At 37.9% G+C, this 19351-nt stretch carries 16 protein-coding genes and 2 pseudogenes; 13 read left to right on the plus strand and 5 right to left on the minus strand.

What is annotated here, in order from left to right; all coding sequences use genetic code 11:
- Nucleotides 1-55: 55 nt before the first annotated feature.
- Nucleotides 56-754, minus strand: a complete 699-nt coding sequence (locus HT701_RS10610) for a GntR family transcriptional regulator (protein WP_000936194.1) — start codon at nt 752-754, stop codon at nt 56-58.
- A 254-nt stretch (nt 755-1008) separates the two neighbouring features.
- Between HT701_RS10610 and guaA the strand changes: the two genes are divergently transcribed.
- Both guaA and HT701_RS10620 read left to right on the plus strand, forming a co-directional pair.
- The gene (gene guaA, locus HT701_RS10615) at nt 1009-2571 is read left to right on the plus strand and encodes a glutamine-hydrolyzing GMP synthase (protein WP_050208596.1); all 1563 of its coding nucleotides are present in this window, start codon (nt 1009-1011) and stop codon (nt 2569-2571) included.
- 158 nt (nt 2572-2729) lie between these two features.
- Nucleotides 2730-3941: an MspI family type II restriction endonuclease gene (locus HT701_RS10620; RefSeq protein WP_023941642.1), complete on the plus strand. Its 1212-nt coding sequence runs from the start codon at nt 2730-2732 to the stop codon at nt 3939-3941.
- Between the two features lie 29 nt (nt 3942-3970).
- On the opposite strand, the gene HT701_RS10625 is transcribed toward HT701_RS10620, so the two are convergent.
- Both HT701_RS10625 and HT701_RS10630 read right to left on the minus strand, forming a co-directional pair.
- Entirely contained in the window at nt 3971-5086 is a 1116-nt protein-coding gene (locus HT701_RS10625; RefSeq protein WP_050208599.1) for a DNA cytosine methyltransferase, read from the minus strand.
- A gap of 38 nt (nt 5087-5124) precedes the next feature.
- Nucleotides 5125-5355, minus strand: a complete 231-nt coding sequence (locus tag HT701_RS10630) for a hypothetical protein (RefSeq protein WP_205403488.1) — start codon at nt 5353-5355, stop codon at nt 5125-5127.
- A 217-nt stretch (nt 5356-5572) separates the two neighbouring features.
- Here HT701_RS10630 and HT701_RS10635 point away from each other — a divergent pair, with 217 nt between their 5' ends.
- The 9 genes and pseudogenes from HT701_RS10635 (at nt 5573) to HT701_RS10675 (ending at nt 16125) form a co-directional block, all read left to right on the plus strand.
- Complete coding sequence (locus HT701_RS10635; RefSeq protein WP_054392801.1) at nt 5573-6859, plus strand: U32 family peptidase; 1287 nt, start codon at nt 5573-5575, stop codon at nt 6857-6859.
- Between the two features lie 338 nt (nt 6860-7197).
- A pseudogene (locus tag HT701_RS10640) lies at nt 7198-8089 on the plus strand (ABC transporter ATP-binding protein).
- A gap of 15 nt (nt 8090-8104) precedes the next feature.
- Entirely contained in the window at nt 8105-8833 is a 729-nt protein-coding gene (locus HT701_RS10645) for a hypothetical protein (RefSeq protein ID WP_172931516.1), read from the plus strand.
- A gap of 385 nt (nt 8834-9218) precedes the next feature.
- On the plus strand, nt 9219-9428 hold the full coding sequence (locus tag HT701_RS10650) for a helix-turn-helix transcriptional regulator (RefSeq protein WP_001107505.1): 210 nt from the start codon (nt 9219-9221) through the stop codon (nt 9426-9428).
- Complete coding sequence (locus tag HT701_RS10655; RefSeq protein WP_000797184.1) at nt 9418-9906, plus strand: DUF6773 family protein; 489 nt, start codon at nt 9418-9420, stop codon at nt 9904-9906. The genes HT701_RS10650 and HT701_RS10655 overlap by 11 nt, the downstream gene beginning before the upstream one ends.
- Nucleotides 9907-10021: 115 nt before the next feature.
- Nucleotides 10022-11482 (plus strand): nicotinate phosphoribosyltransferase, encoded by a 1461-nt coding sequence (locus tag HT701_RS10660; RefSeq protein WP_172931517.1) that lies wholly within the window; start codon nt 10022-10024, stop codon nt 11480-11482.
- Entirely contained in the window at nt 11479-12303 is an 825-nt protein-coding gene (nadE, locus tag HT701_RS10665; protein ID WP_138705762.1) for an ammonia-dependent NAD(+) synthetase, read from the plus strand. Before HT701_RS10660 ends, nadE begins: the two co-directional genes overlap by 4 nt.
- A gap of 349 nt (nt 12304-12652) precedes the next feature.
- Complete coding sequence (locus HT701_RS10670; RefSeq protein ID WP_000643818.1) at nt 12653-13204, plus strand: GNAT family N-acetyltransferase; 552 nt, start codon at nt 12653-12655, stop codon at nt 13202-13204.
- 629 nt (nt 13205-13833) lie between these two features.
- A complete protein-coding gene (locus HT701_RS10675) occupies nt 13834-16125 on the plus strand; it encodes a PspC-related protein choline-binding protein 1 (RefSeq protein WP_172931518.1) in 2292 nt (763 codons plus the stop codon).
- A 187-nt stretch (nt 16126-16312) separates the two neighbouring features.
- On the opposite strand, the pseudogene HT701_RS10680 reads toward HT701_RS10675, so the two are convergent.
- Together HT701_RS10680 and queA are read right to left on the minus strand one after the other, a co-directional pair.
- Nucleotides 16313-16459 (minus strand): annotated as a pseudogene (locus HT701_RS10680) (transposase); the annotation flags it as partial.
- A 579-nt stretch (nt 16460-17038) separates the two neighbouring features.
- A complete protein-coding gene (gene queA / locus HT701_RS10685) occupies nt 17039-18067 on the minus strand; it encodes a tRNA preQ1(34) S-adenosylmethionine ribosyltransferase-isomerase QueA (protein ID WP_001090168.1) in 1029 nt (342 codons plus the stop codon).
- A 150-nt stretch (nt 18068-18217) separates the two neighbouring features.
- Here queA and HT701_RS10690 point away from each other — a divergent pair, with 150 nt between their 5' ends.
- Both HT701_RS10690 and rpsU read left to right on the plus strand, forming a co-directional pair.
- Nucleotides 18218-18925: a glucosamine-6-phosphate deaminase gene (locus HT701_RS10690; RefSeq protein WP_172931519.1), complete on the plus strand. Its 708-nt coding sequence runs from the start codon at nt 18218-18220 to the stop codon at nt 18923-18925.
- Between the two features lie 138 nt (nt 18926-19063).
- Nucleotides 19064-19240, plus strand: a complete 177-nt coding sequence (gene rpsU / locus HT701_RS10695; protein ID WP_000048054.1) for a 30S ribosomal protein S21 — start codon at nt 19064-19066, stop codon at nt 19238-19240.
- The last annotated feature ends 111 nt before the right edge of the window (nt 19241-19351 follow it).

The following is a 19351-nucleotide window of genomic DNA, read 5'->3' on the forward strand; positions in this document are numbered from 1 at the left end:
TACTTGAGTACGGCAAGGTGACGTTGACGCGGTTTGAAGAGATTTTCGAAGAGTATTAATTATTTTCAAGATAAAATTCAAAACGTTCGCCTACATATTGACTTTTTACGTATTCAAATGCAGTACCATCTTCTAGGTAGGAAACCTGAGTCAAACCAAGAATAGCATGTCCTTTTTCAACTTCCAAATAGTGGGCAATCTTTTCTTTAGCAAGGCGAGCATAGATGGTCTGATGTGATTTACCAATACGGTAGCCATGTTTTTGCAGTGTTTGGAAGAAATGACTAGTGATTTCTTCTTTTTTAAAGTCCTTAATGAATTTTTCAGGAATAGAAGCAACTTCATAAACCAGAGGAACTTTGTCGGCATAGCGGACCCGCTCCATTCGGATAATATTTTCGGTAGGAGAAATTCCTAGCTTGGCAACTTCCTGCTCATTGGGAATGGTTTTTCTGTAGGAAATGAGCTGGCTAGAGGGTACTTTACCTTGGGACTTAACAATTTCAGTAAAACTGGTTGTCCCTCGCATCTTTTCTTGTACCCGAGTACTGGACACAAAGGTGCCACTTCCTACACGGCGCTCTAAAACACCTTCTTCAACCAATAGAGATACGGCTTGGCGGAGGGTCATGCGGCTGACCGAAAACTGCTCTGCTAAATCTCTTTCACTGGGAAGCCTCTCACCAATAGCCCAACGGTGCTCGTCAATATCCTTTTTAATCTGATCATGGATTTTCATATAAGCAGGTAGCATATTTTTCACTTCATTTCTATCTTTTCTCTATTGTACCCCAATAAACTAGAAAAAGTCAAACTTCGCCTTGTTTATACTCTTCGAAAATCTCTTCAAACCGCGTTAGCTCTATCTGCAACCTCAAAGCAGTGCTTTGAGCAACCTACGGCTAGCTTCCTAGTTTGCTCTTTGATTTTCATTGAGTATTAGTTGGTAATTCGCCCTTATTTGTGATAGAATATTGGAAAAGATATTTCTTTTGAGAAAGGAAAAAGATGAGCAACATTTCAACTGATTTGCAAGATGTAGAAAAAATCATCGTATTGGACTATGGTAGCCAATACAACCAGCTGATTTCACGCCGTATCCGTGAGATTGGTGTTTTTTCAGAACTAAAGAGCCATAAAATTTCAGCTGCTGAAGTTCGTGAAGTCAATCCTGTAGGAATTATTCTATCAGGTGGTCCAAACTCTGTATATGAAGATGGTTCATTTGATATTGACCCAGAAATCTTCGAACTCGGAATTCCAATTTTGGGAATCTGTTATGGTATGCAGTTATTGACCCATAAACTTGGAGGAAAAGTTGTTCCTGCAGGTGATGCTGGAAATCGTGAATACGGTCAATCAACCCTAACACACACACCATCATCTCTTTTTGAATCAACACCTGATGAACAAACTGTATTGATGAGCCATGGTGATGCGGTTACTGAGATTCCTGCTGACTTTGTTCGTACTGGAACATCAGCTGACTGCCCTTACGCAGCCATCGAAAATCCAGATAAACACATTTACGGTATCCAATTCCACCCAGAAGTTCGTCATTCTGTATACGGAAATGATATCCTTCGTAACTTTGCCCTTAACATCTGTAAGGCTAAAGGCGATTGGACAATGGATAACTTCATCGACATGCAGATCCAAAAAATCCGTGAGACTGTTGGTGATAAACGTGTCCTTCTTGGCCTTTCAGGTGGGGTTGACTCTTCAGTTGTTGGAGTTCTTCTCCAAAAAGCGATTGGCGATCAATTGATCTGTATCTTCGTGGATCACGGTCTTCTTCGTAAAGGAGAAGCGGACCAAGTTATGGACATGCTTGGTGGTAAGTTTGGTTTGAATATCGTCAAAGCAGACGCAGCTAAACGTTTCCTTGATAAACTTGCAGGAGTTTCTGACCCTGAACAAAAGCGTAAAATCATCGGTAACGAGTTTGTCTATGTCTTTGATGACGAAGCAAGCAAGCTCAAAGATGTGAAATTCCTTGCTCAAGGAACTCTTTATACAGACGTTATCGAGTCTGGTACGGATACAGCTCAAACTATCAAGTCACACCACAACGTGGGTGGTCTTCCAGAAGACATGCAGTTTGAATTGATCGAACCATTGAATACTCTTTACAAGGACGAAGTTCGTGCCCTTGGTACAGAGCTTGGTATGCCAGACCATATCGTATGGCGCCAACCATTCCCAGGACCAGGACTTGCGATCCGTGTCATGGGTGAAATCACTGAAGAGAAACTTGAAACTGTTCGTGAGTCGGACGCTATTCTTCGTGAAGAAATTGCTAAAGCTGGTCTTGACCGCGATATCTGGCAATACTTCACAGTTAACACAGGCGTTCGTTCAGTTGGGGTTATGGGTGACGGTCGTACATATGACTACACGATTGCAATCCGTGCTATTACCTCTATTGATGGTATGACTGCGGACTTTGCCAAAATTCCTTGGGATGTCCTTCAAAAAATCTCAGTACGTATCGTAAACGAAGTGGATCATGTTAACCGTATCGTCTACGATATTACAAGTAAACCACCTGCAACCGTTGAGTGGGAATAAAATATAAGAGTAACTTAGGCTAAGAATCCTTGATTTAACATCATTTTAACAACTGTATGAAGTATTAAAATGAGATAAATATATTTGGATTGTCTCCAAAGCGTTTCCAAAGAAGCTCTAAAATGAGCTTCTTTTTTCTAATATGGAGTAAAAATATTATGAGTTTTAACGTTGATAATCAGCAAAAATCTTTATCTGGTTCTGCTTCAAATTTAACTTTGTCTGAATTGCTTCAAAAAATCCAAAAGATTCCCAAATTGAATGTATCTGTAAAAAAAGGTTATTCAGTTGGATATGAAAATTGTGAAAAACAATTTAAAATGGATTATGCAATTACTTTCAATGACTTTGATAATGAAACTTGGTTAGTTAAACCGACTAGCTCGATTCGAACTGATAGAATCTATGGGAATGAATTTTTTGCTCAAAACATCAAGTTAGTTGATAAGAATGTCACAAGAATCTTTGTTGTTGTACCAGATTCTATTACCGAAAAAGAAATAAAAAATAAAAACGACTATTCAAATAAGATACATAGCGAAACTTATGTATCTTTCTTAGATGATGTACTAACTTTTTCTGAATTAAAAGACTTTGTACTAAATCATGCTTCCGAAAATCTATCTCAAGGGATTAGTGCTAATATTTTGGGAAACAATGCTGAGGATAGTATAGTTGACTTACTGACTGACAAAAACAATATCCTTCTATGGAATAATCACGCAAAACATAGCCAAACAATTAAATCTTCCACTTATAATTGGTTTAGTCAAATCTTAAAAGTTTCTGGTGTTAGTGAACAAGATACTGTTTTAGATATTGTGGCAACTAATTCAATACCTAAATTAAGTAATCGTGGTTATCCAAAAACAGATGTATCTTTTACGATTACTACTGAACAAAAAGAAATAACTAAAAATATTAGTGTAAAAAATACTTCTGCGGATACCGTAACAGTCCATGAGGGAGCTGTAGATGATATTATTCTTGCCCTTAATCTCGATTCTTCTTCGTCATTGGCTAATTCACTCAAAGAATTTCAAGCATATGGTAGTGCTAAAGGTTTGAAAGAAAATAATGAAGTTGCCTATAACACATTAGTTGATGAAATTCATAAATACAATAAAGAATTAGTTAACTTCTTTATGTTTGGGGTCAATAGTCCATTAGTTAACAATTCTATTCAAGTTGCTGATATAATGCTGTATACTAAAAAATTTGAGGTTATTTTAAGGGATTTGTATGTTGATGAATATATTAAGAAATATTCATCTAAAGGACAGTTTGGAACTCCGTTTAAATGGACATACCCTAGTAAAAAACGAGGTCAAAAAGTACAAATCAAAGGTTTTACGAATAATAAAAAGTAGCAGTTCAAATATGATATGCTATTTTTTGATTAAAGGTATACTTTCATTTTATCAGCGACAGCTTTAATTACTGGTACAGCTACTGAGTTACCAAATTGTCTATACATTTGAGTTCTTGAAACTGGTACTTTGAAATCATCTGGAAATCCCATTAGTCGCTTACATTCTAGTTCACTATAAAGTCTCAACCCAGTTTCTCCACCTTTTACAAACGTTCCTGTCAAACGCTGAATTTTGTGATAGCTTGCAACAAGTGTATTTACCTGAATTTCGCTAGTTTTATCAATAATTTGAGGTCTGCCATCATCTTTTTTAAAAAGATATGTATCTTGCAGATGTTTTGAAATTTTGTACCCAGTTGGATTATCTTCTAAAATAGAACCTACTGGGACTTTTTTATCGCTTCCTTTAGGAAATTCAAAGTTATCTACTTTTATATCTGGATGGAAACCTACAATGATAATACGTTCCCTTCTTTGTGGTAAACCAAAACGTTGAGCATCAAGAATTTCATAGAAAATTGAGTAGCCTAATTCTTCTTTTAACGCTCTCATAATGACTTTTAAAGTATTCCCTTTGTCGTGAGTTACAAGCCCTTTTACATTCTCAAGTAAGAAAGCTTTTGGTTTTTTCTCTTTTAAGATACGAAGTACATCAAAGAACAAAGTTCCTTGGGTTTCATGAGTAAAACCTTCACGCTTACCAATATGGCTAAATGGCTGACATGGAAAACCTGCTAAAAGAATGTCATGGTCTGGAATATCTTTCTCATTGATTTGAGTAATATCCCCATATGGTTTTTCGCCATAATTCTCTTCATAAGTTTTAGAAGCATACCTATCCCATTCGGAACTAAAAACACATTCTGTGTTCTTATCCTCAAATCCTTTACGGATTCCACCAATACCTGCGAATAAGTCGATAAACTTTATTGAATCATTTGAAGTAGTTTTCTTTTTAGTGTTCATTTGTGTGTCTATTCCTATTTTAATTAGCTCGGAGCATTTTTGACTAAAATTCTTACAGTTATCAAGCTCAAGTGAATCAATTACATCAATCTCACTCTGAGTTAGATAAATATTTTTCATCTGTTTTTTATCAGAAACTGGTTTTCTTCCCGCTCCCTTGCGTGTGCCACCCTGCATATTTTCTTCCCTACTTCCTTATTCGTAATATAAAACCATTATATCATATTTTTGATAAAAAATGTTTTTTTCATATATTCGTCCGTATTATTTATTGATAATTTTTCAAACTCATCAAATGGGGACAAATTATGAACAATCGCTAAAGATTCTTCCATTTTTTTGATTTCGAATTTATAATCAAATTCGGTTTCAAAAATATCAATCAACACTTTTAATTTTAAATCTCTTAATTGTTCGAGTGGATAATAGTTTGTATTTATACTCAATGAAAATCAAAGAGCAAATTAGGAAGATAGCCGCAGGTTGCTCAAAACAGTGTTTTGAGGTTGCAGATGGAAGCTGACGTGGTTTGAAGAGATTTTCGAAGAGTATTAAAAGATTAGAATTGTCAAAACAATCTGTCTAGGCTTGATTTTATCCCTTATTTACTATAAAAATGAGAAGGAAATACGTCAAACTTTTATATTGCAAATAGGAGAAAACATGACAAAAACATTAAAACGTCCTGAGGTTTTATCACCTGCAGGGACTTTGGAGAAGCTAAAGGTAGCTGTTCAGTATGGGGCAGATGCTGTCTTTATCGGTGGTCAGGCCTATGGTCTTCGTAGCCGTGCAGGTAACTTTACCTTTGAACAAATGGAAGAAGGTGTCCAGTTTGCGGCCAAGTATGGTGCCAAGGTCTATGTAGCGGCTAATATGGTTATGCACGAAGGAAATGAAGCTGGTGCTGGTGAGTGGTTCCGTAAACTGCGTGATATCGGGATTGCAGCAGTTATCGTGTCTGACCCAGCCTTGATTATGATTGCAGCGACAGAAGCACCAGGTCTTGAAATTCACCTCTCTACCCAAGCAAGTGCCACTAACTATGAAACACTTGAATTTTGGAAAGAACTGGGCTTGACTCGTGTCGTTTTGGCGCGTGAGGTTTCGATGGAAGAATTAGCTGAAATTCGCAAACGTACAGATGTTGAGATTGAAGCATTTGTCCATGGAGCTATGTGTATTTCATACTCTGGTCGTTGTACTCTTTCAAACCACATGAGTATGCGTGATGCCAACCGTGGTGGATGTTCTCAGTCCTGCCGTTGGAAATACGACCTTTACGATATGCCATTTGGGAAAGAACGTAATAGTTTGAAGGGTGAGATTCCAGAAGAATTTTCAATGTCAGCCGTTGATATGTCCATGATTGACCATATCCCAGATATGATTGAAAATGGTGTGGACAGTCTAAAAATCGAAGGACGTATGAAGTCTATTCACTACGTATCAACAGTAACCAACTGCTACAAGGCGGCTGTGGATGCATATCTTGAAAGTCCTGAAAAGTTTGAAGCTATCAAACAAGACTTGGTCGATGAGATGTGGAAGGTTGCCCAACGTGAATTAGCAACAGGTTTTTATTATGGTACACCATCTGAAAATGAGCAGTTATTTGGTGCTCGTCGTAAAATTCCTGAGTATAAATTTGTCGCTGAAGTGGTTTCTTATGATGATGTGACACAAACAGCAACTATTCGTCAACGGAACGTTATTAACGAAGGCGACCAAGTTGAGTTTTATGGCCCAGGTTTCCGTCATTTTGAAACCTATATTGAGGATCTTCACGATGCCAAAGGCAATAAAATCGACCGTGCTCCAAATCCAATGGAACTCTTGACTATTAAAGTCCCACAACCTGTTCAAGCTGGAGACATGGTTCGAGCTCTTAAAGAGGGTCTCATCAATCTTTATAAGGAAGATGGAACCAGCGTCACAGTTCGAGCTTAATGTAGTTGTTTAGTGTTAAAAAATTATGCAAAGCTCCATATACAACACTTAAACGAGATTAAAGAATGGCGAAATCCCTTGATGCGCAAGAGATTAGCTGTCCTTTTTTATTTTTTAAGTGATAAAGTCGGAGCTTAGGTATCCAAAGCCTATCAAATTAAACAAAGAAGCGATGCCGTCGATATTTTGAAATTATATATTTAAACTAAAAACTCTCTATCTTTTTGTGGTAGAGAGTTTTTTTGTTAATAAAATTTTACAAAATGACATTTATATATTGCATTAAGTTAGATATATGATATAATGTTGTTAAAAAGAGGCGCAACTTTTTAAAATTAATGAGAATCAAAGAGAAAACCAAGAATATTAATGGAGGAATAAAAAATGGAAGTTATAAATGTAAGTAAGCATTATGGTCATTCAATCATTCTCAAAGATATAAATTTCGCACTTAATAAGGGTGAAATTGTTGGTCTAGTAGGGAGAAATGGAGTTGGTAAGAGTACGTTGATGAAAATTCTTGGTCAGAATAATCAACCGACTTCAGGTAATATTATAAGCAGTGATAATGTTGGGTATTTAATTGAAGAACCAAAATTATTTTTATCTAAAACAGGTTTAGAGAATTTAAAATATTTGTCAAATTTATATGGTGTTGACTACAATCAAGAAAGATTTGGAAGTTTGATCCAAGAGTTAGATTTGACTCAGTCTATTAATAAAAAAGTAAAGACTTATTCTCTGGGGACAAAACAAAAATTAGCTTTGCTTCTAACTCTCGTTACGGAACCTGATATATTGATTTTAGATGAACCGACTAATGGTTTAGATATTGAATCGTCACAAATAGTTTTAGCGGTTCTAAAAAAATTAGCTTTAAATGAAAACGTGGGAATTTTAATATCGAGTCATAAATTAGAAGACATTGAAGAAATTTGTGAGAGGGTTCTTTTCTTGGAGAACGGGCTTTTGACATTTCAAAAAGTAGGAAAAGATAGTCATAATTGCTTGTTTGAGATAGCTTTTTCATCAGCTACAGATAGAGACATTTTCATTACCAAACAAGAATTTGGGGATATTGTTCAGGAAGAGGGACTGAGCATTACTATGTCTGGGAATATTCAAAGTAGTGAGCTTTTTAAATTTTTTAACGAAAACTCTATTAAAGTAGTTGATTTTGAAACTAAAAAAGAGACGCTTAAAGATATTTATCTAAATCGTTCAAAATAAAGGAAGGTTATAATCATGAAATTAAATAAATTGAATTTTCTTAAGGAAAATATAAGAAATTTATATTCATCAGGCGTAATATATCTCGGTTTGCTTATCTCGTTTATACCGCCGATATTGGTTACATTCTTTATTCTAAAGACTCAAGGGACATCGCTTGGTATTAAGCATATTTCAAACTTTTATGCTATGCTCGGTATGTTAATGGCTGTTATACATGCTAATCGAGTCATTAGTAGAGATTTTTCCCACAATACGGTAAGTTTGTTTTATAATCAACAGAAGAATCGGATGATTTACGTCTTGTCTAATTTTCTATATGCCATCTCAGTTTCCATTATTTATGCTTTGAATGGCATTGTGTTACTAGTCATAGTAAGTAAATTGGGTATTCCAGGTGCTTTAGGATTAGATTTTATAGTAGCTATTGTAGTCAATACAATTTTGTTAGTCCTGTTTTATTTTCTATTATCTTACATTTTCTATTTATACAAATTGAAAAGTGACTTGGTATTTGGTATTTTAGTAGCTTTACTACTCTTTATCCCTAATATATTAAATACGATGATGATGAATACTAGTAATGATTTGTTTATCAAAGCAATTGAACTTCTTCCTTTTTATTCTTTACCTGTATTTGTGGCTTCAAATACGATGTCTATTAGTCAGTATCTTGTGGTAATCACTACAATCATCTTATTGTACTTTTTCACTCTCAAGAAAAGCAAGAAGTATTCATTTTAGTTTCATTTAGTATTATTTTGCATACCTAAAATACAATAAAAAAATCAGTCATCTTGGTATGCTCCTGCTTTCACTATTCAACACGTTTTTGACTTATACTAGGCTCATTTCCAAAAGCATTATATAATAGTGATATGAAACCAACTAAACTAAACAAGAAATATAAGCAATAAAAACTCGTTTAAAAGCTCCTACTAAAGCTAATACTAAATAAAAATAAAAGAGTAAACTAGGAAGTTTATTTCAAACAACCTAAAATACTGATTTTCGGCTGAAGATAATACTGGAATGCAAATTAATGGGGTTATAATAAATAGCTGATAGCTTGTGTTAGTTTGGAATTTTTTAAGAGTAGATGAGTATTAAAACTATAAGGAGGACGAAGGTGGCTAAAAATTTAAAATTAAAATTAGCTCGGGTAGAGCGTGATTTAACACAAGGTCAACTGGCAGAGGCTGTCGGGGTGACACGCCAGACTATTGGTTTGATAGAGGCGGGAAAATACAATCCCAGTCTCTCGCTCTGCCAGTCCATTTGCAGATGTTTAGGGAAAACCCTAGACCAACTATTTTGGGAGGAAGAAGATGAAAAATAGATTTTATTATTATCAATTACTAGACGAAAGAGAAGAACAACTGTTCAATAAAGCGGGCTCTGAAAGTTTCTATATCTGCATCGCTTTGTCGCTCCTATCTTATATCATTTCAGTATTAGCACCAAGCCTTTTTAATTCTAATATGCTGCTAATCGTTATCATCATAGGGACATTTTACTTTTTCAATCGCGCCCGTTATCTGGGAGTGACCTACTATAGTCGTTTTCATTTTACGATTTTGGGTTGTTTTTTCCTAACCTTGGCTATTACGGCTCTTTTGATGTTGCAGAATTATCAATTCAACATAGAAATTTATCAGCACAATCCTTTGAATTTTAAATACCTGTCTGCTTGGGTCATTACTTATGTCATTTACCTTCCGTGGGTCTTTATTGGCAATCTTGGTCTGAAGAGCTATGGCGAATGGGCTCAGAAAAAATTTGAACAAGACATGGATGAACTGGAGAGTGGTGAATAGCTTGTTACTCTTTTCTCAATCCAGCTAAAATGTGATATAATAGTACTAATTTATTGGAATACATGAAAGTTCTTGAAAATTTTCATGTATTTCTAGCTAAGGAAGTAGGAAAAGTATGTATCCAGATGATAGTTTGACATTGCACACGGACTTGTACCAGATCAACATGATGCAGGTTTACTTTGACCAAGGAATTCACAATAAAAAGGCGGTCTTTGAGGTGTATTTCCGCCAGCAGCCTTTTAAGAATGGCTATGCAGTTTTTGTAGGTTTGGAAAGAATTGTGAATTATCTTGAAGACTTGCGTTTTTCAGATAGTGATATTGCCTATTTGGAGTCGCTTGGTTATCATGGGGCATTCTTGGACTATCTCCGCAATTTCAAGTTGGAGTTGACCGTTCGTTCTGCCCAAGAAGGGGACTTGGTTTTTGCTAATGAACCGATTGTGCAGGTGGAAGGACCTCTAGCCCAATGTCAGTTGGTCGAAACGGCTCTTTTGAACATCGTCAACTACCAGACCTTGGTGGCGACGAAGGCAGCTCGTATTCGTTCGGTTATCGAAGATGAACCCTTGATGGAGTTTGGGACACGTCGGGCTCAAGAAATGGATGCGGCCATCTGGGGAACACGCGCAGCTGTGATTGGTGGCGCCAATGGAACCAGCAACGTGCGTGCGGGTAAGCTCTTTGACATTCCTGTTTTGGGAACCCATGCCCATGCCTTGGTACAGGTTTATGGCAACGACTATAAGGCCTTCAAGGCTTATGCTGCGACCCATAAAAATTGCGTCTTTCTTGTGGATACCTATGACACTCTTCGTATCGGTGTACCAGCTGCCATTCAGGTAGCGCGTGAACTGGGTGACCAGATTAACTTTATGGGTGTGCGGATTGACTCTGGGGATATTGCCTACATTTCTAAGAAAGTCCGTCAGCAACTGGACGAGGCTGGATTTACAGAGGCTAAGATTTATGCTTCTAATGATTTGGACGAAAATACTATCCTCAACCTCAAGATGCAAAAGGCCAAGATTGATGTCTGGGGTGTGGGTACCAAGCTAATTACAGCCTATGACCAGCCAGCTCTTGGTGCAGTTTACAAGATTGTTGCGATCGAAGATGAAAATGGGAACATGCGTAATACCATTAAGCTGTCAAATAATGCGGAAAAAGTGTCGACGCCAGGTAAGAAGCAGGTGTGGCGCATTACCAGTCGTGAAAAAGGCAAGTCAGAAGGCGATTATATCACTTATGACGGCGTAGATGTTGCCAGCATGACAGAAATCAAGATGTTCCATCCGACCTATACTTACATCAAGAAGACGGTTCGTAATTTTGACGCTGTTCCTCTCTTAGTGGATATCTTCAAAGACGGAAAATTGATTTACAACCTGCCTAGCTTGACTGAGATTCAGGCTTATGCTCGTAAGGAATTTGACAAGCTTTGGGATGAGTACAAGCGTGTGCTCAATCCGCAGCATTATCCAGTGGATTTGGCGCGTGATGTATGGCAAGATAAGATGGACTTGATTGATAAGATGCGCAAGGAAGCCCTTGGTGAAGGAGATGAAGAATGAGTTTGCAAGAAACCATTATCCAAGAATTGGGTGTCAAACCGGTGATTGATGCCCAGGAAGAAATCCGTCGTTCCATTGATTTCTTAAAGAGATACCTGAAAAAACATCCCTTCCTTAAAACCTTTGTGCTAGGGATTTCTGGAGGACAAGACTCAACCTTAGCAGGGCGTTTGGCGCAATTAGCTATGGAAGAAATGCGAGCAGAGACAGGAGATGATAGCTACAAATTTATCGCTGTCCGCCTGCCATACGGAGTACAAGCTGATGAAGCAGATGCTCAAAAAGCCCTAGCCTTTATCCAGCCAGATGTCAGCTTTGTAGTTAATATCAAGGAATCAGCTGATGCGATGACAGTTGCAGTTGAAGTGACAGGTAGTCCTGTTTCAGACTTTAATAAGGGCAATATCAAGGCTCGTTGCCGTATGATTGCTCAGTATGCCCTTGCTGGTGCCCATAGTGGAGCGGTCATTGGAACAGACCATGCTGCGGAAAATATCACAGGTTTCTTTACCAAGTTTGGTGACGGCGGTGCGGATATTCTCCCTCTTTACCGCCTCAATAAACGCCAAGGAAAACAACTCTTGCAGGAGCTTGGTGCAGACCCAGCCCTTTATGAAAAAATCCCAACAGCAGACCTAGAAGAAGATAAACCAGGTCTAGCTGACGAAGTAGCCCTCGGAGTCACTTATGAAGAGATTGACGACTACCTAGAAGGCAAAACAATCAGCCCAGAAGCCCAAGCAAGAATCGAAAACTGGTGGCACAAAGGCCAACATAAACGCCACCTACCCATCACCGTATTTGATGACTTTTGGGAGTAAAAAGGTTCGGGGAACCTTTTTAGCTTCTTGCCCTGAAATTAAAAAGCAAGAAAAACCTCCAGTGGAGGTTTTCAGCCTCTCACCTTGAAATAAGAAAGTGAGAGAAGGTCTGGGGGGTCTTGAACCCCGAGTTTAGAAATAAGAAAATGAGGCAGATTCGGTAACTCGAAGAGTTCGATTTCATCGTCTTACCCCTGCAACGATGACTAGGTTTGAAAAAGCTTGCTAGAGCGCATTTCAAACCAGGCAGCGACTGCGTCAAGAAATTAGAAGACAAACTCGTTTTCTAGCTGTTACTGAGTTGAGCCTTTTTACTACGAGCATAGAAATAAGGAAGTGAGGTAGCATCATGAAAGCTATCGGTACGCAAATATTACAGACAGAACGTTTGATTTTAAGAAGATTTGTGGAGAGTGATTCAGAAGCTATGTTTCAAAATTGGGCTTCATCCGCTGAGAATCTGACCTATGTTACCTGGGATCCCCATCCTGATGTCGAGGTCACTCGAAACTCCATTCGAAATTGGGTTGCCTCCTATACCAATCCTAACTATTACAAATGGGCTATTTGTCTCAAAGAAAACCCAGAGCAAGTGATAGGAGATATCAGCATCGTTGCAATAGATGAGAACAATTCTTCTTGTGAAATTGGCTATATTTTAGGAAAAAACTATTGGGGTCGTGGTCTTATGACAGAGGCCTTAAAAGCTGTCTTGGACTTTTGTTTTACTCAAGTAGGATTTCAAAAAGTCAAAGCTCGATATGCCAGTCTCAACCCAGCTTCAGGTCGTGTCATGGAGAAGGCTGGAATGTCCTATCTACAAACGATAGTTAATGGTGTAGAGAGAAAAGGCTATCTTGCGGATCTTATTTATTATCAGATAAGTAGGGAAGAATGTTGAATTCTATTTTCTGTTTCTATCGAAGTCAACTATTTATTGTAAATATAATAAATGGCATTCTAAGTTTATTTGCAACTTTAAAATAGCATATTGATTAGTACAAGACAGATGTTCTAGTTCCTTCTTTAATCTGGTTTAGTATTAGTTAAAAAATCGCTTTAAGCTTGTAACTAAGAGGGAGCTAATCGACTAGATTCTCCAGCCGAACAGGTGGTAATGTGCTTTTTATAGTGTAATCCTAGCTGTTGTTAAATTTAAAATAGAATCCTCTATCGAGTTAGGGAATTAAATTCCACCAATTTTATTTATGTTTTTCTATCAAAATATCTAATATTAAAATAGTCTCATTCTGATGAGAAAACTATTCTATTTATACTGCATAGTTGTATAAGGAATGATGAAAGATGAGTGAAAGTTATCAAGTTGGAATGTTTGTATCTAAATATATTAGCATGTATTTAGATAAGATGTCTGCAATCCTTTATATATGAGATTGATTACGATATAGTTAAAGTGTTAGTTCAATAATTAATATATCATTTTAAGTTTATTTGATGTATGAAACATATTGTTTAACATTTGCCAGAAAATATGCTATACTAAGTAGTAACTTTTAGAAGGAGGATGTAATGGCAAAATCTAATACCAATAAGCGCTATGCATTACGTAAACTCGGAAAGATTTTTGGTTCTGTGATAGTCGGGCTAACTTTATTTTTAGGAGGAATCCTGAATACAAGTTTTGTTCATGCTGCTGATGGGATTCAATATGTCAGAGATGATACTAGAGATAAAGAAGAGGGAATAGAGTATGATGACGCTGATAATGGGGATATTATTGTAAAAGTAGCGACTAAACCTAAGGTAGTAACCAAGAAAATTTCAAGTACGCGAATTCGTTTTGAAAAAGATGAAACTAAAGACCGTAGTGAAAATCCTGTTACAATTGACGGAGAGGATGGCTATGTAACCACGACAACGACCTACGATGTTAATCCAGAGAATGGTCATGTTACCGAAAAGGTTACCGTAGAGAAAAAAGAAGCCACGGATACAGTTATCAAAGTTCCAGCCCAAAGCAAGGTTGAGCATAAAGTCCTTCCTACAGGTATCATCCGTTATGAAAAAGATGAGAGTAGAGACCGAGGAACTTCTATTGAGATGGTTGACGGAGAGGATGGCTATGTAACCACAACGACGACCTACGATGTTAATCCAGAGACTGGTAAGGTTACCGAAAAGGTTACCGTAGAGAAAAAAGAAGCCACGGATACAGTTATTAAAGTTCCAGCCAAAAGCAAGGTTGAGCATAAAGTCCTTCCTACAGGTATCATCCGTTATGAAAAAGATGAGAGTAGAGACCGAGGAGCTTCTATTGAGATGGTTGACGGAGAGGATGGCTATGTAACCACGACGACGACCTACGATGTTAATCCGGAGACTGGTAAGGTTAGCGAAAAGGTTACTGTTGATAGAAAAGAAGCCACGGATACAGTTATCAAAGTTCCAGCCAAAAGCAAGGTTGACCGCGAAGTCCTTCCTACAAGTGCTATCCGTTATGAAAAAGATGAAAGTAGAGACCGAGGAGCTTCTATTGAGATGGTTGACGGAGAGGATGGCTATGTAACCACGACGACGACCTACGATGTCAATCCAGAGACTGGTAAGGTTAGCGAAAAGGTTACTGTTGATAGAAAAGAAGCCACGGATACAGTTATCAAAGTTCCAGCCAAAAGCAAGGTTGACCGCGAAGTCCTTCCTACAAGTGTCATCCGTTATGAAAAAGATGAGAGTAGAGACCGAGGAGCTTCTATTGAGATGATTGATGGAGAGGATGGCTATGTAACTACAACAAGGACCTACGATGTTAATCCAGAGAATGGTCATGTTACCGAAAAGGTTACTGTAGACAGAAAAGAACCGACAGACACAGTTATCAAAGTTCCTGCCAAGAGCAAGGTTGAAGAAGTTCTTGTTCCATTTGCTACTAAATATGAAGCAGATAATGACCTTTCTGCAGGACAGGAGCAAGAGATTACTCTAGGAAAGAATGGGAAAACAGTTACAACGATAACTTATGATGTAGATGGAAAGAGTGGACAAGTAACTGAGAGTACTTTAAGTCAAAAAGAAGACTCTCAAACACGAGTTGTTAAAAAAGGAACCAAGCCCCAAGTTCTTGTCCAAGAAATTCCAATCGAAACAGAATATCTCGATGACCCAACTCTTGATAAAGGTCAAGAAATAGAAGAAGCAGGAGAAATTGGTGAAATTACGCTTACTACAATTTATACTGTAGATGAACGTGATGGAACAATTGAAGAAACTACTTCTCGTCAAATTACTAAAGAGATGGTAAAAAGACGTATAAGGAGAGGGACGAGAGAACCTGAAAAAGTTGTTGTTCCTGAGCAATCATCTATTCCTTCGTATCCTGTATCTGTTACATCTAACCAAGGAACAAACGCAGCAGTAGAATCAGCTAAACCAGTTGCTCCAACAACAGGTTGGAAACAAGAAAATGGTATGTGGTATTTTTATAATACTGATGGTTCCATGGCAACAGGTTGGGTACAAGTGAATGGTTCATGGTACTACCTCAACTCTAATGGTTCCATGGCAACGGGTTGGGTACAAGTGAATGGTTCATGGTACTATCTCAACTCTAACGGTTCCATGGCAACAGGTTGGGAGCAAGTTGATGGTTCATGGTACTATCTAAACGATAATGGTTCCATGGAGACAGGTTGGCTACAAAATAATGGTTCATGGTACTACCTCAACAGCAACGGTTCTATGAAAGCCAATCAATGGTTCCAAGTTGGTGGTAAATGGTATTATGTAAATGCATCGGGTGAGCTAGCGGTCAATACAAGTATAGATGGCTATAGAGTCAATGATAATGGTGAATGGGTGCGTTAATAGATTCCTCCCTGCGACACAATTGATAATAGTATATCTGAATATATAATTATGTATAAAAAGCTATAGATAAGCTTATCTTATAGCGACTATAAAAAGTGAACAAGCCTAGTCTTCTGTACATTAGAATTCAGGTTTGTTCACTTTTTGTTTAGGCTCTTTGTCAACTGTAGAGGGTTGAAGTCAGCTAAGCTCGAGAAAGGACAAATTTTGTCCTTTCTTTTTTGATATTCAGAACGATAAAAATCCGTTTTTTGAAGTTTTCAAAGTTCCGAAAACCAAAGGCATTGCGCTTGATAAGTTTGATGAGATTATTGGTCGCTTCCAGTTTGGCGATGAGTTCCTTGTATGTATCCTTATTAATGATATCCATAAATTGGATATTAGGGTCTTTGATATCGAGTAGTTTTGTGATAAAATGTAATTGTTCCGTATGATTCTTTCTAATGAGTTGTTTTGTCGCTTTTCATTATAGGTCATATGGGACTTTTTTTCTACACAAAATAGGCTCCATAATATCCATAGGGGATTTACCCACTACAAATATTATAGAGCCATAAGTCTTTGATTTTGAGACTAAGGAGAGTCAGGGTCAAAGTAGTGAATGATTCTAAAACAACTCATAATAGTCTCTTGAGAGGACAGATAAGAGTAACAAATATGGTGCTACTCATGTGTCTTGCATTTTGATTTACAAACAGCGAAGAAAATATAGGAAGCTGAAATAAAATATAGATGAATCGATTTGGAGAGTCAACGCAATCTATGGCAATATTTTCGCAGCTAGGGAGAAACATTTTAATTTTAATGTACTAGGCGTCTTCTACAGTTAGCTAGAGTTTCAATTGTAGATGTTCTTTGAAATAATATCTTAGCGATTTATTGGTATTAGAAGATTTAGAGAAATTCTTTCTCAATAAATAAACATGGCGTCACCAAAACTGAAGAAGCGGTAGTGTTCTTGGATGGCATGGTGGTAGGCATCTAAGACTAATTCACGGCCTGCAAAGGCAGAAACCAACATGACCAGAGTTGATTTTGGCAGGTGGAAGTTGGTTGAGAAGGCATCCACGACCTTCCACTCATACCCAGGTTTGATAAAGATATTGGTCCAACCAGAATCTGCTTGGATTTGTCCCTCAAACTTGGAACCAATAGTTTCCAAGGTGCGGATAGAAGTGGTTCCGACAGCGATGACACGACCACCATTTTCCTTAACAGAGCGGAGAGTTGCAGCTGCTTCCTCAGAAAGTTGATAGAACTCTGAGTGCATTTCGTGTTCGTCTAGATTGTCCACAGAAACGGGTCTAAAGGTTCCGAGTCCGACATGAAGAGTCAGATAGACTAGATGAACACCCTTAGCTTGGATTTCTGCTAGCAGTTCTTTGGTGAAGTGAAGTCCAGCAGTTGGTGCAGCAGCTGAGCCGCTTTCCTTGGCGTAAACTGTTTGATAGCGTTCACGGTCATCCAGTTTTTCGTGGATATAAGGTGGCAGCGGCATTTCACCCAGACTTTCCAAAACTTCTAGGAAAATTCCGTGGTATTCGAAGCGGACAATGCGGCCTCCGTGGGTCAATTCTTCTGTAATGACAGCGCTGAGGCGACCATCACCAAAGCTGATACGAGTACCGACCTTGAGGCGTTTGGCAGGTTTAGCCAGAACTTCCCACTCATCTCCAGCAGTATTTTTGAGCAGGAGAAGTTCCACATGGCCTCCAGTTTCTTCCTTTTGACCATAGAGGCGGGCAGGGAGAACGCGGGTGTCGTTCATAACGAGGGCATCACCAGGTTCCAGCATATCAATAATGGAGTGGAAGTGTTTGTCCTGCATTTTTCCTGTCTCACGGTTGACGATGAGGAGTTTAGAGGCATCTCGTTTTTCAAGGGGTGTTTGGGCAATCAATTCCTCAGGTAAGTGGAAGTCAAAATCAGCTGTATTCATATATCTGTTCATTCTTTCTAAGTTCTAATCCTATCCATTATAACATGTTTCAAGTATAGACGCTCTTTTTTTAGAAATTAAATCGTTTTCACTTGACAAAAATTGGTCTATACCATATAATAAAAATAGATAGAAATGGAGGATGAAAAGATGAAAGTTATTAAAGTTGAAAACCAAATCGAAGGTGGAAAAGTTGCTTTTGAGATTTTGAAGGAAAAATTAGCCAATGGCGCTCAAACCTTAGGGCTTGCGACAGGAAGTAGTCCACTTGAATTTTATAAGGAAATTGTTGAAAGTGACCTCGATTTTTCAAATCTAACCAGTGTCAACCTTGATGAGTATGTAGGCCTTGATGGCGACAATCCACAGTCTTACCGTCACTTCATGCAAGAAAACTTGTTCAACCAAAAACCATTTAAAGAAAGTTTCTTGCCTCGTGGTGTTAAGGATCATGCTGAAGCTGAAGTTGAACGCTACAACCAAATTTTGGCTGACCATCCAGTTGACCTGCAAATCTTGGGAATCGGTCGCAATGGGCATATCGGCTTTAATGAGCCTGGTACTCCATTTGACAGTCAAACGCATCTAGTAGAACTTGACCAGTCTACTATTGAAGCCAATGCGCGCTTTTTTGACAAGATTGAAGATGTCCCAACCCAAGCCATTTCAATGGGGATTAAAAACATTTTGGATGCCAAGTCTATTATTCTTTTTGCCTACGGTGAGTCGAAAGCAGAAGCCATTGCTGGAACAGTGTCTGGCCCAGTGACTGAGAATCTACCTGCAAGTAGTCTCCAAAATCACCCTGATGTGACCATCATTGCAGATGCTGAAGCGCTCAGCTTACTTGAAAAATAAAAAGCAATGTTCTATTGAACGCTTTCAATTCTTGTATAAATGGAAGAAAAAATCAAAATTAAACCGCATTTTTGCTTGACAATTATTCCTTTTACGTGTAGAATAAAATAGATATTGAACTTGAAGGGAGTGAAAAAAATGTCTAAAACAGTAGTACGTAAGAATGAATCTCTTGACGACGCACTTCGTCGTTTCAAACGTGCGGTTACTAAAGCTGGTACTCTTCAAGAAACACGCAAACGTGAATTCTATGAAAAACCTTCTGTAAAACGTAAACGTAAATCAGAAGCAGCTCGTAAACGTAAAAAATTCTAATTTGAAATGAAAGGCTGGAGAAATCTAGTCCTTTTTCTTTTAATACTCTTCGAAAATCTCTTCAAACCACGTCAACGTCGCCTTGCCGTATGTATGTGACTGACTTCGTCA

This window comes from Streptococcus sp. 10824 (assembly GCF_013276595.1).
Lineage (GTDB): Bacteria > Bacillota > Bacilli > Lactobacillales > Streptococcaceae > Streptococcus > Streptococcus pseudopneumoniae.

Coding starts and splice junctions, on each gene's coding strand:
- HT701_RS10610 (WP_000936194.1), bottom strand. CDS start 754: ATGCTACCTGCTTATATGAAAATCCATGATCAGATTAAAAAGGATATT.
- guaA (WP_050208596.1), top strand. CDS start 1,009: ATGAGCAACATTTCAACTGATTTGCAAGATGTAGAAAAAATCATCGTA.
- HT701_RS10620 (WP_023941642.1), top strand. CDS start 2,730: ATGAGTTTTAACGTTGATAATCAGCAAAAATCTTTATCTGGTTCTGCT.
- HT701_RS10625 (WP_050208599.1), bottom strand. CDS start 5,086: ATGCAGGGTGGCACACGCAAGGGAGCGGGAAGAAAACCAGTTTCTGAT.
- HT701_RS10635 (WP_054392801.1), top strand. CDS start 5,573: ATGACAAAAACATTAAAACGTCCTGAGGTTTTATCACCTGCAGGGACT.
- HT701_RS10645 (WP_172931516.1), top strand. CDS start 8,105: ATGAAATTAAATAAATTGAATTTTCTTAAGGAAAATATAAGAAATTTA.
- HT701_RS10655 (WP_000797184.1), top strand. CDS start 9,418: ATGAAAAATAGATTTTATTATTATCAATTACTAGACGAAAGAGAAGAA.
- HT701_RS10660 (WP_172931517.1), top strand. CDS start 10,022: ATGTATCCAGATGATAGTTTGACATTGCACACGGACTTGTACCAGATC.
- nadE (WP_138705762.1), top strand. CDS start 11,479: ATGAGTTTGCAAGAAACCATTATCCAAGAATTGGGTGTCAAACCGGTG.
- HT701_RS10670 (WP_000643818.1), top strand. CDS start 12,653: ATGAAAGCTATCGGTACGCAAATATTACAGACAGAACGTTTGATTTTA.
- HT701_RS10675 (WP_172931518.1), top strand. CDS start 13,834: ATGGCAAAATCTAATACCAATAAGCGCTATGCATTACGTAAACTCGGA.
- queA (WP_001090168.1), bottom strand. CDS start 18,067: ATGAATACAGCTGATTTTGACTTCCACTTACCTGAGGAATTGATTGCC.
- HT701_RS10690 (WP_172931519.1), top strand. CDS start 18,218: ATGAAAGTTATTAAAGTTGAAAACCAAATCGAAGGTGGAAAAGTTGCT.
- rpsU (WP_000048054.1), top strand. CDS start 19,064: ATGTCTAAAACAGTAGTACGTAAGAATGAATCTCTTGACGACGCACTT.